This is a genomic window from Pseudarthrobacter sp. 902506025, assembly GCF_040702325.1.
Lineage (GTDB): Bacteria > Actinomycetota > Actinomycetes > Actinomycetales > Micrococcaceae > Arthrobacter.
The window spans coordinates 284,579-298,973 of sequence record NZ_JBFBKW010000003.1; the positions used below are offsets into that span (position 1 = coordinate 284,579).

At 67.3% G+C, this 14,395-nt stretch carries 14 protein-coding genes, 1 tRNA gene and 1 pseudogene; 8 read left to right on the forward strand and 8 right to left on the reverse strand.

The genetic code is table 11. The annotated features are described in order from the left end of the window. Nucleotides 1–17 precede the first annotated feature (17 nt). Both AB0280_RS08520 and AB0280_RS08525 read left to right on the forward strand, forming a co-directional pair. Entirely contained in the window at nucleotides 18–1,253 is a 1,236-nt protein-coding gene (locus AB0280_RS08520) for an MFS transporter (protein WP_366366862.1), read from the forward strand. Nucleotides 1,254–1,392: 139 nt separating this feature from the next. Then, complete coding sequence (locus tag AB0280_RS08525) at nucleotides 1,393–1,896, forward strand: Lrp/AsnC family transcriptional regulator (protein WP_159631451.1); 504 nt, start codon at nucleotides 1,393–1,395, stop codon at nucleotides 1,894–1,896. A 27-nt stretch (nucleotides 1,897–1,923) separates the two neighbouring features. Here AB0280_RS08525 and AB0280_RS08530 read toward each other — a convergent pair whose 3' ends face one another. Next, entirely contained in the window at nucleotides 1,924–3,171 is a 1,248-nt protein-coding gene (locus AB0280_RS08530; protein WP_307488248.1) for an MFS transporter, read from the reverse strand. A gap of 169 nt (nucleotides 3,172–3,340) precedes the next feature. On the opposite strand from AB0280_RS08530, the gene AB0280_RS08535 reads away from it, so the two are divergent. After that, nucleotides 3,341–3,832 (forward strand): Lrp/AsnC family transcriptional regulator, encoded by a 492-nt coding sequence (locus tag AB0280_RS08535; RefSeq protein ID WP_366366865.1) that lies wholly within the window; start codon nucleotides 3,341–3,343, stop codon nucleotides 3,830–3,832. Next, complete coding sequence (gene corA / locus AB0280_RS08540) at nucleotides 3,833–4,828, forward strand: magnesium/cobalt transporter CorA (RefSeq protein ID WP_364397475.1); 996 nt, start codon at nucleotides 3,833–3,835, stop codon at nucleotides 4,826–4,828. Here the strand turns inward: corA and AB0280_RS08545 are convergent. The 3 genes from AB0280_RS08545 to AB0280_RS08555 all read right to left on the reverse strand — a co-directional run bounded on the left by AB0280_RS08545 (nucleotide 4,806) and on the right by AB0280_RS08555 (nucleotide 8,436). Beyond that, nucleotides 4,806–5,579 (reverse strand): Pr6Pr family membrane protein, encoded by a 774-nt coding sequence (locus AB0280_RS08545; RefSeq protein WP_366366867.1) that lies wholly within the window; start codon nucleotides 5,577–5,579, stop codon nucleotides 4,806–4,808. The genes corA and AB0280_RS08545 overlap by 23 nt on opposite strands. A 106-nt stretch (nucleotides 5,580–5,685) precedes the next feature. Next, on the reverse strand, nucleotides 5,686–5,838 hold the full coding sequence (locus AB0280_RS08550) for a hypothetical protein (protein ID WP_018760353.1): 153 nt from the start codon (nucleotides 5,836–5,838) through the stop codon (nucleotides 5,686–5,688). 123 nt (nucleotides 5,839–5,961) lie between these two features. Then, a complete protein-coding gene (locus tag AB0280_RS08555) occupies nucleotides 5,962–8,436 on the reverse strand; it encodes a PEP/pyruvate-binding domain-containing protein (RefSeq protein WP_366366869.1) in 2,475 nt (824 codons plus the stop codon). A 181-nt stretch (nucleotides 8,437–8,617) separates the two neighbouring features. Here AB0280_RS08555 and AB0280_RS08560 point away from each other — a divergent pair, with 181 nt between their 5' ends. Further along, complete coding sequence (locus tag AB0280_RS08560) at nucleotides 8,618–9,694, forward strand: DUF2235 domain-containing protein (RefSeq protein WP_366366870.1); 1,077 nt, start codon at nucleotides 8,618–8,620, stop codon at nucleotides 9,692–9,694. A 45-nt stretch (nucleotides 9,695–9,739) separates the two neighbouring features. Here AB0280_RS08560 and AB0280_RS08565 read toward each other — a convergent pair. The 4 genes from AB0280_RS08565 to galU all read right to left on the reverse strand — a co-directional run bounded on the left by AB0280_RS08565 (nucleotide 9,740) and on the right by galU (nucleotide 12,501). Then, nucleotides 9,740–9,815: transfer RNA gene (locus AB0280_RS08565), tRNA-Ala, on the reverse strand. Between the two features lie 132 nt (nucleotides 9,816–9,947). Next, nucleotides 9,948–10,865, reverse strand: a complete 918-nt coding sequence (locus tag AB0280_RS08570) for a hypothetical protein (RefSeq protein ID WP_366367094.1) — start codon at nucleotides 10,863–10,865, stop codon at nucleotides 9,948–9,950. A gap of 108 nt (nucleotides 10,866–10,973) precedes the next feature. Further along, nucleotides 10,974–11,591 (reverse strand): GNAT family N-acetyltransferase, encoded by a 618-nt coding sequence (locus AB0280_RS08575; RefSeq protein WP_366366872.1) that lies wholly within the window; start codon nucleotides 11,589–11,591, stop codon nucleotides 10,974–10,976. Nucleotides 11,592–11,595: 4 nt separating this feature from the next. Beyond that, nucleotides 11,596–12,501 (reverse strand): UTP--glucose-1-phosphate uridylyltransferase GalU, encoded by a 906-nt coding sequence (gene galU, locus AB0280_RS08580; RefSeq protein ID WP_159631444.1) that lies wholly within the window; start codon nucleotides 12,499–12,501, stop codon nucleotides 11,596–11,598. 102 nt (nucleotides 12,502–12,603) lie between these two features. Between galU and AB0280_RS08585 the strand changes: the two genes are divergently transcribed. The 3 genes and pseudogenes from AB0280_RS08585 to AB0280_RS08595 form a co-directional block, all read left to right on the forward strand. After that, nucleotides 12,604–13,224 carry a 5-formyltetrahydrofolate cyclo-ligase gene (locus tag AB0280_RS08585; RefSeq protein WP_366366874.1) on the forward strand — a complete coding sequence of 207 codons (621 nt, stop codon included), beginning with the start codon at nucleotides 12,604–12,606 and terminating at the stop codon, nucleotides 13,222–13,224. A gap of 111 nt (nucleotides 13,225–13,335) precedes the next feature. Continuing rightward, entirely contained in the window at nucleotides 13,336–13,596 is a 261-nt protein-coding gene (locus AB0280_RS08590; RefSeq protein ID WP_366366876.1) for an FmdB family zinc ribbon protein, read from the forward strand. Nucleotides 13,597–13,708: 112 nt separating this feature from the next. After that, nucleotides 13,709–14,035, forward strand: a pseudogene (locus AB0280_RS08595) (SAF domain-containing protein); the annotation flags it as partial. Between the last annotated feature and the right edge of the window lie 360 nt (nucleotides 14,036–14,395).

Genomic DNA, 14,395 nt, shown 5'->3' on the forward strand with positions numbered 1-14,395 from the left:
GAGGCTACGCTGGCTGGATGCCTCAGAACGCAAGCGCCGGAACTGACGCACCTTCCCTCTGGACCGGCCACGCCAAGGGATCCCGGGCGTACGGGCGGATCCTTGCGGGCCTGTCCTGCGCCAGCGTGGCCACCTTTGCCCAGCTCTACTCCACCCAGGCGGTCCTCCCCCTCCTGGCCGCGGACCTGCGCATCACGGCCGCCGAAGCCGCCCTCACTATTTCGCTCGCGACCGTAGGCTTGGCTGCCACGGTAATCCCCTGGTCCTTCCTGGCGGACAGGATCGGCCGGGTCAAGGCCATGATGTGGGGCATCACCGCGGCCACCGTGCTGGGACTGCTGGTACCGATGGCTACCAGCTTCCCTATGCTGCTGGCCCTGCGGCTGCTGGAGGGAATGGCCCTGGGCGGCATTCCCGCCATCGCCATCGCCTACCTGAACGAGGAAGTCAGCAAAGCCCACGCCGCCCTCGCCGCGGGAAGCTACGTGGCCGGCACCACGCTGGGAGGACTGTCCGGGCGGCTGGTGGCGGGGCCGGTTGGCGAGCTCTGGGGATGGCGGTCCGCGGCGCTGGCCGTGTCACTGCTGGCGACCGTTGCCGCCGTCGCGTTCCTTGTCCTGGTGCCCCGCGCCCGGGGTTTCGTCCCGGCCCCGGCTTCCGGGCTCCGCAGTGCCATCGGGACCCTGGGCGGCCACCTGCGCAATATCAGGCTGCTGGCCCTGTACGCCCAGGCATTCCTGATGATGGGCGGCTTCGTGGCGGTCTACAACTACCTGGGCTTCCGGTTGTCCGGTGCGCCGTTCGGGCTTCCGGCGACAGTGATCAGCCTGATCTTCCTTGCCTACCTGTCCGGCACGTTCTCCTCCCGCTGGGCGGCGGGGATGACCACGCGGTACGGCCGCCGGAGCGTGCTGCTGGCAGGACTTGCGCTGGCCCTGGCAGGACTGGCCCTGACACTCACCCAGTCCCTGGTCCTGATCCTGGCCGGGCTGGTGGTGTTTACCGGCGGTTTCTTTGCAGCCCACAGCATCGGCTCCGGCTGGACGGGTGCCATCGCCAGGACCGGACGGGCGCAGGCAGCGTCACTGTACAACCTTGCCTACTACCTTGGTTCCAGCCTGCTGGGCTGGGCCGGCGGCCTGGTCTTCCAGGCCTGGGGCTGGAACGCCCTTGCGGGAGCTGTCATGGTCCTGGCCTGCCTGACTGCGGCAACTGTCGCCGTCGTCCATCCGCCGGCGGAACGCGCGTCCTGAGCCGGCGTGCCGCGGGCGAATTAACCAACTTCACGAGGCCTTGGGAGGGTTTGGATGTTCGGCAGGACGCGTGCCTGCTGCGCAGCTCGCGGCGATTCTGCGGTCTAGGATGAACTAGGACCGCTTGGAAGGAACCGCAGTGAGCACGAATGCAAGGAACACCAGGCCCGGGGCGCACCTGGAGCCGCTGGACGCCATCGACGAGCGACTCCTCGCGGCCCTGGTGGCGGATGCCAGGATTTCCAACAAACAGCTCGCCGAGATGGTGGGGATTGCGCCCTCGACGGCACTTATGCGCACCCGTGCCCTTTCGGAGCGGGGCATCGTCCAGGGTTACGAGGCGAAGCTGAGCCTGTCAGCCATCGGCAGGTCCGTACAGGCACTGGTGGCTGTACGGCTCCGCGCCCACGACAGGGACCAGATCGACCGTTTCACCGCCCGCGTGCCGCACCTGCCCGCCGTGCTGTCCACCTTCCACACCTCAGGTTCGGTCGACTACCTGCTGCACATCGCCGTCGGGACTACAGAAGACCTGCGGGACTGGGTATTGGACAACCTGGCCACCGACCCCGTGGTGGGGCACACCGAAACCACCCTCGTCTTCGAGCACATCCAGGGCAACCACGGCCCGCTTCCGGACTAGCAGCGAAACAGCCCCGGGGGCCACGGTTCAGGCGGCGGACTGCCGCCTCGCCGTTTGGACCAGCGTCGCGGCGGCAAGTCCAAGGGCCGCCGCACCGCACAGCAGGACGAAGCCCTGCACGGCCGCTGCCATGCCGAACGCGGCGCTGGCCCAGCCCAGGCCCAGGACCGGCACCGCGCTTCCCAGGTAGGTGATGACGTAGACGGTGCTGATGATCTGCGCGTGGCGGGCCGGTTCCACCCTCGCCGCCACATCGTTGAACACGGTACGGAATGCCAGCCCCTGCCCCACTCCGGCGGCAATGGCTGCGCCCACCAGCATCACGGGGCTGTGCCAGGTCCCGGCGGCGCCCAGCAGCATGACGGAGACGCCCAGTACGGCCAGGCCGGCGGGCACGGTCAGGCGCCCGCGCACGGTCACCAACTGGCTCAGGGCCGATGCACCAAGCGGCAGCCCGGCGAGAACGCCGATCAGCGGCCGGGAGTCCGTGCCCAGGACCTGGGCGAAGTATCCCGGGGCCAGGGACAGGGAGAAGCCAAACACGGCAAAGCTGAGGAAGCCGACGCCGGATGCCAGCCAGAAAGCGCCCCTCGCCTGGCGGGACACGGAGGGCCTGCGCGGCGCAAGGGCATGCAGCGGCCGGGACACAGCGGGAATCATGATGGCCGGGCGGGCACGGATCAGGTAGAGCGGCACCAGAAGCCCGGCGAGCAGCAGCGAATGGACGGCGTACGGAGCCGTGGTGGCGCCGGGAAGCAGGGACAGCAGGCCGCCGATGACAGGCCCGGCCGCAACTCCCCCTGAAGAGGCCAGCAGGGTAAAGCGCGACGCCCATTCCGGCCGGGAGGGAAGCAGTTCACGCAGGGCAGCCGCGCTGGCTCCCGTGGCAAGCGCGACTGCGATACCCTGCAGGGCCCGGCCGGCGCACAGGGCCGCCAGCGAGTGGGCCTCGGCAAATATTCCGCCACCCGCCAGTCCGGTCAGCACGGCGACCAGGAGGGCTGCCCGCCTGCCGATATGGTCCGACCAGTGCCCGGCCAGGAGCAGGGTCCCCACCAGCGCCAGGACATAGCTGGCGAAGGCTGCTGTGACTTCCAGGCTGGACAGTCCCAGGTTGGCCTGCAGCAGCGGGTACAGCGGCGTGGCAAGGTTGGCGCCCACCAGGAGCATGAAGATGGCGGCCCCGGAAATCACCAGCCGCGCCGTGGTGGAGGCATTCCACCCGCTGGGCGTAGCCGGTACCGGACGCATGCGCAGTTCGCTGAAGACCGTCATTGTGCCGCCTTAAGGATCGCCGCGGCGGGTGGTCCTTGTGGGAGCCCTTCGCGGATACAACAGTGTTGATACAAGAGTGCGGCACGGCTGCGCCATCCGTCCGTTATGAGGTGGATAATTGAGCAAAATCATCAACTTACGGATCACCGCATGATGGAGAGTGACGATCTTGAACAAGTTGGACACCACAGACCTGAAGATCCTCCTGGCCCTCATCAGGGATCCCCGGATCCAGATCGGCGAGCTCAGCGACTCCCTGGGCATCGCCCGCAACACGGCCCAGTCGCGCGTGCGCCGCCTGCTCCGCACCGGCGTACTGCGCCCTGGCGGCCGCGAAGTCGATCTCGAAGCGGTGGGCTATGACGTGGTTGCTTTCGTCACCATCGAAGTCTCCCACCGTGAGCTCGACGGCGTCGTGGCGGCGCTGCGCCTCATCCCTCAGGTCCTGGAGGTCCATGAGATCTCAGGCCGCGGGGACGTCTGGTGCCGGGTGGTTGCCACCGACACCCACAATCTCCAGTCCTCCCTGCGGCAGGTCCTGAGGATCAAGGGAGTCATCCGGACAGAGACCGTCCTGGCCCTGCACACCCATATCCCCTACCGCACCGAGCCGCTCATCAGTGGCCTTAGCAGTGCCGCCACCCCGGCTAGGATTTCCTGAATGACCATCATCGATAACGCCGTCTACGTCAACGGCGTCCGCCACGCAGAGCCCGAAAGCCTGGAACAGACCTTTGAGACCCTGGCCCGGCACGGCGGCATGGCATGGATCGGGCTCTACCGTCCCACTGCGGAAGAAATGACCGCCGTCGCCAATGAGTTCGGGCTGCACGCCCTCGCGGTGGAGGACGCCGTCTCGGCACACCAGCGGCCCAAGCTGGAGCGGTACGACGACAACCTCTTCACCGTCCTGCGTCCGGCCCGGTACCTGGATGTGGACGAGACCGTGGAGTTCGGCGAGCTCCACGTCTTCACCGGGAAGAACTTCGTAGTGACCGTACGGCATGCGGAAACGGCGGGCGTGGCCCGCGTGCGGCAGCGGCTGGAGGCCCGCCCCGACCTCCTCCAGCACGGGCCTGAAGCTGTTCTTTACGCCCTGCTGGACCGGGTGGTTGATGACTACGCGCCGGTGGTGGCGGGCCTGGAGAACGATATTGACGAAATTGAGGACCAGCTGTTCAGCGGCGATTCCTCGGTGTCACGCCGAATCTATGAACTGGCCCGCGAAGTCATCCAGTTCCAGCGCGCCATCCACCCCCTGCCGGAGATGCTGGACCAGCTGAAGCGGGGCTTCGAGAAGTACGGGGTGGAAACCGAACTCCGGCACAACCTGCGCGACGTGGAGGACCACGTGGAACGGGTGATTTCCCGGGCCGACTCGTTCCGGGACTTGCTGCAGAATGCCCTGACCCTGGACGGAACCCTGACCGCCAACCGGCAGAACGAGGCCAGCGCCGAGCAGAACGAACAGGTCAAGAAGATCTCATCCTGGGCAGCGATCCTGTTCGCGCCGTCATTTGTGGCCGGCATCTACGGGATGAACTTCGACAACATGCCTGAGCTCCACTGGGCCGGTGGTTATCCCTACGCCTTGGTCCTCATGGTTGCCGCCGGGGCCCTCATGTACGGAATCTTCAAAAAGAAGGGCTGGATCTAGGGGCTTCGGCGCCGCGGGCCCTGCCGGCCTTTCCGGCCTTTCCGGCCGCCAGCACCGCCCGCGCGTTGCCCGCCGCGTGGACCAGGACCGAGACAACCAGGAACGCAACCAGGACCTGGGCCGTGGAAACAAACACCCTGGCCCACCCGCCGTCGAGCGTGGGATCCAGGAAGTCGTAGACGTACCATCCGTCGAGGCCCCCGCGGATCCAGGAGAACGCAAGGAAAGCCACGGGATAGCCCAGCCAGGCGAGGGGCCGCCACCACGCCCCGCGCAACGTCCGTGTCACCAGGAGCCAGTCGAGCGCCGTCACCAACGGGGCGAGGCGGTGGTGCACCATCTGGGGCCAATACAGATCCCAGCTCCACCACGGTTCACCCGGCGGAGCCACCAGCACCACATAGATGATGCCCGTCATCACCAGATAAAGGACCAGCGCTCCGAAAAGGTGGTCCCACCAGTGCGGCAGCCGGGCCCGCCGCCGGACACCCGAAACAATCAAAACGAGCCCCAAGGCAAGGTTTCCCTGGACGGTGAACTCCGAGTACAGCTGGGGAACATCCACGTCATTGCCCGGGAGGGTGGCATCGAACGTCTTCTGGACCAGTGCGGCGAGCACGAAGAGTCCGACAGATATGCGGACGGACCGGATCCAGGGACGGTCAGGGTGCAGGGCGCGGTTGGCAGGGGTATCCCGGCGGACCGGCGGGACCAAGGCCAAAGGACCGGCGGCGGGCTCTGTGAGGCTCATGGAGAAAGCGTGGAGCCGCGGAGGCCGAAGGGGTAGGGCCTTTTGGCAGTAAGGAGTTCACCGCCGGCCGGGCCGGCAGCCGTTGGCCAGGCCGGCGGATGTACCGTCAGGCGTTGGTTCGGCGCTTTAGCCAGCCCCAGACGCCGGTGGCGACGAAGAGGACCAGGCCGATGATGGCGAGCCAGAGCAGGCCCTTCACCACGAAGCCGACGATGGACAGGATGAGCCAGATGACCAGCAGGCCGATGATGATTCCCATGGGCCCCACTCTAGGCCCCCACAATCCAATCGGGCCGCCCATCGGTCCCGCGTTTTGCCACGTGGCATTTTGCCCACTGGACTGCCCGCAGCGTCTGCCTCCGGCCGGCAGTGTTGGCTTGGGTCAGGCCGCGGTGACCCGCCCCGTGCTTCCGTCCACCATGACGGCCTGCCCGTCGGCCAGGGTGCTGGTGCCGTTCCCCGTGCCCATGACGGCCGGGATGCCGTACTCCCGGGCGACGATCGCGGCATGGGAGCCGGCGCCGCCCAAATCCACCACCACCGCAGCAGCCCGCTGGAACAGTGGGGTCCACGAAGGGTTGGTGTAGGGGCAGACCAGGATTTCACCGCTCCTGAGCAACCCGAATTCCTCCGGGCTGCGGATCACCCGCACTGTCCCCGTTGCCTGGCCGCGGCTGGCAGGCATGCCGCTGGCCAGGACCCCGTGCGGCCGCCGGGAGTCCGCGAACAGGGAAACGGGGTCCAGCAGCGGGATACCCTCAAGCTCCCTGCGCTTGGCAGCCCTTGCCAGCACCAGGCGGCGGTACCGTTCCCGGTCGTCCGGTGGCAACGCCCCGCCGTCGGGCATTGCGGCCAGTTCCTCGAAGCGCAGGTGGTTGACCTCCTGAGGGTCCGCCAAAACTCCTGCGATGACCAGGCGGCGCCCCAGCTCCAGCAGCGCCCGGCGCAGGGGCGGCAGCACCTTGGTGGCATGGAAGTGGCTGTCCTCCCGGAACGCCATCCCGGTTTTGGCTGCCTGGACAGTGGACAGGACGTGGCGGCGGAGGACAGCCACGCGGAGGGCAGGATGCCGCATCAGGTCCGCGAGCGCCTCGCCGGTCTGGTCCCGGACCGGCGGGCGATCGCCCATCATCGACGTGATGAGCCCGAGCACCACCTCGGGCGCGTCCGACCACGTGGGCGCGCTGCTGAGCAGCACACTGACCGTTTCGCGGTGGCCGTACTCGGCCAGGAAACCGTCGAACGCGGACCGGAAGCCGGCGAACTCCTGTTGGTGCTCAAGGGCAGCCAGCAGTTCGCCCGGTGCGAGGCTGCTGAAGGCCTGCTTCAGGGCCGGGCTGGTCCTGACCTGGTCAGCCAGATTCCCGAGCGCCGTGTTGGCCTGGCTGGTGCGGGTCTCCGCACCGGCGATGAGTGCGGGTGCAAGCTTCAGTTTGCCCAGTGGGAGGAGCAGCAGGCGCAATTCCAGTTGGGGAAGGAGTATCCCGGGAAGGTACGAGATCCTGAGTTCGGTGATCCCCCGCATGGTGGTGAAGGCCTCAGTGGCTAGCGAAACGACTCCCTGCCAGGAGAGCGGGCGCGGGTCCTGGGCCGCCAGCCTGCTGACGTTGTCCAGAAAGGCCGTAAACCTGCTGTCGAGGGTCCACCGGGAAGGGTCGTAGCGCCTGGCCCGGCGGATAAGGGCCAGCGGCGCTGCCAGCGTCCGCAGGGTGGGCCGGGGTACCGGCGGAACCAGCCGCACCACCACACCGTCCTCTTCGGGCAACAGTTTTTCCACGGGCGGGAATGACACACCTACACTGCCGGCTATGCCGTGGAGCATGGCCAGGATGCCGCGCTGCATCCATCCGGAGACGTCCAGGGGGTAGGGACGGACCTGGAACATCTCCAGCAAAAAGGGCGCCAGCAGGCGCTGGATCGGGTTGAGCCGCAATGGCTGCGGGGGCAGGGCCGTTATGGGCCGGGCCTGCACCAGGAATATACGGCGGCCGGCAATCGCCCATTCGATGTCCTGGGGGCGGCCGAAATGGTCCTGCACGCCCACCGCCAACCGTGCCAGCTCAGCCGCCTGGCCGCTCCCGAGTCCGCGGACGGACTCCCCTGCCCCAACGGACCTCTGGGTGCCGCCTTCGGTCCCTGCCCGGATAACCACCTCATGCCGGCCCGGCCTGAAGGCGCGGATCCCGCCCGCCCGGTCCAGGACATACCGTTCAGGGATGACCTCGCCTGCAACCACCGCCTCACCCAGACCGGGGCTCGCATCGATGAGGATTTCGTTGCGCTCACCAGTTACCGGGTTGGCGGTGAACATGACGCCCGCCAGGTCTGCGCGCACCATTTCCTGGACGACGACGGCCATGGCGGCGCCGCCGGGGTCCACACCCTGCCTGCCGCGGTAGGCAATGGCCCGGTCCGTCCACAGCGACGCCCAGCAACCCACCACGGCCTGGACCACCGCCGTCTCGCCACGGATATTCAGGTAGGTGTCCTGCTGCCCGGCGAATGTGGCACCTGGCAGGTCTTCGGCGGTGGCACTGGAACGGACCGCCACCGGGCTCCCGCCCAGGCCCGCATAAGCCGCGGCAATGTCCTTGCGGACACGGTCCGGCATCTTTGCCTCCGTGAAAAGACTGCGGACCTCCGCCGGCGGGGCGCCTGCCTTGAGCAACCGGCCCAGCTCGCCGCCCACCCCGGATTCCTCCAGCATGGCAAGGTATGCCCTGGTGGTCACTACAAATCCGGGCGGAACCGGAAAGCCGGCGCGGACCAGTTCGCCAAGGCTGGCGCCTTTCCCACCGGCCAGGGCGACGTCGCGGGCACCGAAATCCCCCAGGTTGCCGACCGTCGTCCCATTCATTCCGGGGCTCCTGACACTGTTCCGCCCGCTGCTCACTCCACGCTAAGCCCCCCGGACCGGGCACACAACAACAACCCAGCCGCCGGCGTTAGGCATGTATGGACGGGAAGCCGGCGCGGGTGTATACCGATGGAAGCCGCGACCGCGGGCGGGGTGAGGGTCGGATTCCCAGGAAGACGAAATGGCCAAGCGCATAGTAGTTTGCTGCGACGGAACGTGGGCAACCCCGGACCAGGCTGACGACGGGCAGCCGTGCCCCACCAATGTCACAAAGCTCGCCCTGGCCATCGCTGCGGCCGGCAAGGACCAGGACGGCACCGACATTGAACAGAGGGTCTTCTATCATCGCGGCGTGGGCACCGGACGCCAGGGCCGTCTCGGTGGAGGCGCGTTCGGCGCAGGGCTCTCCTACGACATCCTCGCCGCCTACCGCTTCATCATGGGCAACTTCCAGCCAGGGGATGAGCTGTTCCTGCTGGGCTTCAGCCGCGGCGCCTACACAGCCCGCAGTACCGCTGGACTGATCAGGAACGCGGGCATCCTGCGCCGGCGTTTCCGTGGAAGGCTGGGCGCCGCCTTCAGCCTTTACAGGGACCGGACTGCCACCACCAACCCGCGTTCGGTCGAAGCCACGCTCTTCCGCCGGTCCTTCTCCCACGAGACCCGGATCCGCTGCATCGCGGTCTGGGACACCGTGGGGGCGCTCGGCATCCCGCTCACCGGGGTACCTGTCGTTGACAGGTTCAACCGCAGGTTTGCCTTCCACGACACGGCACTCTCCACTACCGTCGACAACGCGTTCCAGGCCTTGGCAATTGATGAAAAAAGGAAACCATTCGCTCCGACGCTCTGGCAGCCGCAGGACGACGCGGGAACCCAGAGACTGGAACAGGTAGGGTTCACCGGAACGCACGGGGACGTAGGCGGCGGCAATCGGAGCACCCTGCTGTCCGACGTTGCCTTGTCATGGATCGTTGAACGCACCCGGAGCGCAGGGCTTGCCTTCCGGCCCGATGCCTCCGGGGCCGCGGCAGGGGCGCCGGTTGAGCCGTCCAACCAGTACCCGCCGATCCAGGAATCCCGCGTTGGTTTTTGGAGAATGCTGCCTGCCTACGTCAGGCCCATAGGGTCAACCGATCCGGCACACGAACGGGTGGCAGAGTCCGCTCTGAAGCGGCATGATGGCGATCCCACCTACCGGCCGTCCAACCTTGTCCGCTATCTGGGGGAAAGGCCCGGCACTCCATCCCTGTCCTGAGGGGGCGGGCCGGTCACCCGCCGGAACCGGCCGGGTGCCTGCAAATGGTGGAGCTAAGGAGATTCGAACTCCTGACCTCTTCGATGCGAACGAAGCGCTCTACCAACTGAGCTATAGCCCCGGACGTATCCGCGCCCTGGCGGACTGCTGCCCGCCGGTGCGGGACCGGTGTCCCTAGGCTACAAATTTTCCCGGCTCAACGCCAATTGACGCGCGCAGTGGACGGCGGAGGAAGGCAAGGCGCTGCCGGGCCCTATGCGCGGCGGCGCTGCAGGACGTCGTCGAGGTTGCTGAGGGCGCTTTGAGCCTTGGACAACTGCTGTGCTTCCGCTGCAGCAGCCGTCTCTGCCGCGGGCGCTGCGGAAGCGCCCTGCTTCAGTGACGGCTTGCCGACCGCCTTGGGCGCTTCGGGAAGCTCAAGCGGCTTCGGCTCGGGACGCTCCGCCTTTGGGGCTTCCACGTACACGGGCTTGGGGACTTCCACCGGCTCCCAGGGGGTGCTGGCGGGGGCGGCCGGAGCAACTGCCGGTGCGCTGGTGTCGCCGGCAGCCACGGCAACGGCGAGGGCGGCTTCGCGAAGCTCCATGGCGGTGAGCGGTATGACCTTCGGCTCCCCCGCCTCGGCGTCGAAAAGCCGGCTTTCCGGCAGCACGGGGGCGGTTTCGGGCTTCGCAGGCAGGGCGACGGCGTCTTCCGGACGGCGCGCCGGGGCGCTCATCGCGGAGCGAAAGGCGGCGTCCACCTTCGCCTTGCGGTCACGGATGGCGAGCCAGCGCAGCAATGCCACGGATGCAACCGTCAGCAGGGTGCAGGTGAGCGGCAGAGCGGGCGAGCCGATGCCGAAGGGAAGCAGCACACCTGAGATGAATGCAGTCACCAGGGAAAGGAGTCCCACAAGGGCCACGCCAGTGCGGCCGTAGCGGATGCGGAACGGCGCCGCAGGTGGGGTGCTTGCAGTGCCGGCAAGGGATGCGGCACTCTTCCTGGGTTCCATGGCTTTCTCCTGCTGGGCGGCGACGTTCAGGACCAGGCCGGCATGCGGATCCGGCCTTTCATCGGCGGGGGCGTCTGCCAGGAACTCGCCGGCGGGCTGGAACTGATGCCTGCGGTTCCGGAGGACGTAAGGGGCAACCCATACAATCCAGAGCGCGACGGCAACCACAAGGATCACTGAGCTGCTAAGGGGGAAGTCCACACTCAAAACCGTATGAGCATCATGCCTGCTCAGGCCGCATTAGCTGCGGTGTGTCGTGCCCCCACTGGCAAACCGTTGGATTTATTACCGGCGCGACGCCAGCCACGGACCCAGGAGGCCTTCCGGGACCTCTTCGGAGGTGAGGGCGAACGAACGGTGGTCCGCCCATTTGCCGTTGATATGCAGGAAACGGGGACGGTACCCCTCGTCCCGGAACCCCAGCTTTTCCACCACCCGCAGGCTGGGTCCGTTCTCGGGCCGGATGTTGATTTCCATCCGGTGCAGGCCAAGCGTACGGAAACAGTGGTCCGTTACCAGCGCCACGGAGGTGGGGGCTATCCCCCGTCCCGCCCGGGATTGGTCCACCCAGTACCCCAACGTTGCCATCATGGCCGAACCCCAGACGATGGAAGACACCGTCAGTTGGCCCACGATGGCCGGATTCCTCAGGCCCGGCCTCCACTCCGTGATGACGAAGGGCAGGGCGGTAGCCTGTGCAGCCTGCAGGTTGAGCGAGCGGACCATGTGCCGGTAGTCGGGAAGTCCGCCGGACGGGTCCGGGTTGGAGGCTTCCCACGGTGCCAGCCACTCACTGTTCCGTGACCGGACTTCTGTCCACTCTTTCTTGTCCCGGTACCGGATGGGCCGCAGGACCAGGTCGCCGCACTCGAGGGTGGCCGGCCAGATGGGACCTGTGCGCACGGCGCTACCGGGAGAGGCCGGCGGTGAAGCCCGGCAGCCATTCCCGCAGGCCGGGCCCCAGGTCATCGCTGTCGATGGCCAGCTGGACGCAGGCCTTGAGGTAGCTGAGCTTGTCGCCGGTATCGTAACGGCGGCCCCGGAACACCACGCCATACACGCCATGTCCCTCGCCGTCACCGGAGGCGAGTTCCTGCAGGGCATCCGTCAGCTGGATTTCGCCTCCGCGGCCCGGCTCCGTGTGCTCGAGGACTTCGAACACGGCGGGGTGCAGGACATACCGCCCGATCAGCGCCAGGTTGGACGGTGCTTCCTCGGGCGAGGGCTTCTCGACGAGCCGGTTGACGCGGACATAGTCCTCGCCGTCGATGGCCTGGACGTCGGCGCAGCCGTAGGCGCTGATCTGGGAGGGTTCCACCTCAATGAGGGCGACGACGGACCCTCCGGTTTTCGCCTGCACGTCGATCATGGTGCTGAGGAGTTCGTCGCGGGCATCGATGAGGTCGTCGCCCAGCAGCACGGCGAAGGCTTCATCGCCAACATGCTGCTTCGCCCGGAGCACGGCATGGCCCAAGCCATGGGGATCGCCCTGCCGGACGTAGTGGATGTCACCCAGCTGGCTGGCGGCCTGGATGGACGCAAGCTTTTCCGTATCGCCCTTGTCCTCAAGGGTCGATTCGAGGGACGGCACCCTGTCGAAGTGGTCTTCGAGGGCCCGCTTGTTGCGGCCGGTAATCATCAGGATGTCGTTGAGGCCCACATGGACGGCTTCCTCCACCACATACTGGATGGCAGGCTTGTCCACGACGGGAAGCATTTCCTTGGGCATGGCCTTGGTGGCTGGCAGGAACCTGGTGCCCAGGCCCGCTGCGGGAATGACGGCTTTGCGGACTCTGGGTTTACTGGTGTTCACCGGACTAATCTAACGTCAGCGTCAAGTATTTCAGTAACCCCCGGCACCGAAGGCCGGCACGCGGCCTCAAGGCGCGGAACACCGGACTTCAGGGAGGACAACATGCTGCAGGAGACAAACGCCGTCAAGGACGGGATCCGGGCTACCCACCGGCAGCGGCGGGCAGGCCTGACACCGGCGCAACTGGAAGCTGCCGGCCAGGCCCTGGCCACCCATGGGGAAGCCTGGGCTGGATCGGTGACGGAAGGCCGTCCCGGGATAGCATGCGTATACCTTGGCGTGGGTCAGGAACCACCTACCCTGCCGCTGATCGAAGCCCTGCACCGCAGCGGCCACCAGGTCCTGCTTCCGGTGTGCGAACCGGCCAGGGAGTTGAGCTGGGTGTTCTGGACTCCGGACACCGGCTTCGAGCGCAGCAGGTACGCGCCCATCCTGGAACCCACGGGGAACCGGCACGGGCCCGAAACCGCCGGCGACGCCGCTGTGCTTTTCATTCCCGCCACAGCCGTGGACCTGGCCGGCAACAGGATTGGCCAGGGCGGCGGCTACTACGACAAATTCCTGGGGCACCTCGCTACGGCCGGGAAGGAAATCCCGCTGGCCGCTGTTATCTACGACGAAGAATTGCTGCCCGCCGGACGGATCCCGGCCGAGGAGTTCGACCGTCCAGTCCCGGCCGTCCTGGTCCCTTCCGGGTACCGGCCCCTGGCGGGCGGCGCCTGAACACCGTCGTTCCGTGCACAGTGATAGAATTAGCACTCAGGCCCTGCGACTGCTAATGGTTTACCAGGTGGCAGCACGGGACCTCTCGTTTGCCCAAGAGGAGGAGCACCAGTGCCAACATATGCTTACGCCTGCAAGGATTGCGGCCACGCCTTCGACATCGTCCAGTCGTTCTCGGACAGCAGCCTGACGTCCTGCCCTGAATGCGAAGGCACGCTGCGCAAGAAGTTCAACAGCGTCGGTGTCGTCTTCAAGGGCTCCGGCTTCTACCGCACGGACTCCCGCGTTTCCAAGGGCAGCTCCGTTTCCGCCGCGCCTGCAGCGCCTGCTGCCGCCCCCGCCGCGCCGGCGCCCGCAGCCGCCGCGAGCTAATCCGGCACAGACTTCACGACGGCGGCCGGCGCTTTCCAGCGTCCGGCCGCTTTTGTCCACATAGGCCTTATCCCGGCTCCCTTGCGCGTGCGCCCGGAGTTAGCGTGGGCGCATGCCCCTTCTTCCCCGCCGCCGTGCCGCCCTCCGGTATTCTTCGGGCCCCGCAGGCGCTGCCCGCAGTCCAAGGAACCGCCCCCTGCCCGCGCGTGTTGCCGCCTGGTTGAGCCGGAACCGCCGGCTCGCCGCTGCACTGTTGCTGTGCGCAGCTGCCGCCATCGCCGTCCAGCAGCTCACTCCTGCCCCGCTCTCCACCGCCACCGCACTGGCCGCAGCCCGGGATCTTCCTGCCGGGACCGCCGTGACGGACGCGGACGTGGTCCGAGTCCAGGTGCCCCCTGGCATGGTGGCCGACGGCTTCCTCCGGGATGACGCCGCCGCCACCGGCAAACAGCTCGCCGCACCGATGCGCAAGGGCCAGCTCCTCAGCGATGCCCAGCTGGTGGGTCCCGGGCTCCTGGCAGGTACACCGCCCGGTTCAGCCGCAGTTCCACTGCGGATGGCGGATGCCTCGTCGATTCAGCTGGTCTCCCCCGGCCAACTGGTCAACGTTGTGCTCACATCGGCCAACGGGTTCGACCAGCAAGGCCCGTCGGAGGTACTGGCGTCGGCCGTCCCCGTGCTCTGGACCTCCAACAAGGGCGGCCAGAGCGGCCAGTGGCTGGGCACCACGGAGACCCGACGGTCTGATCGTGGTGGCAGCCACCGCCGAACAAGCATCACGCCTGGCCGGAGCGTCAAC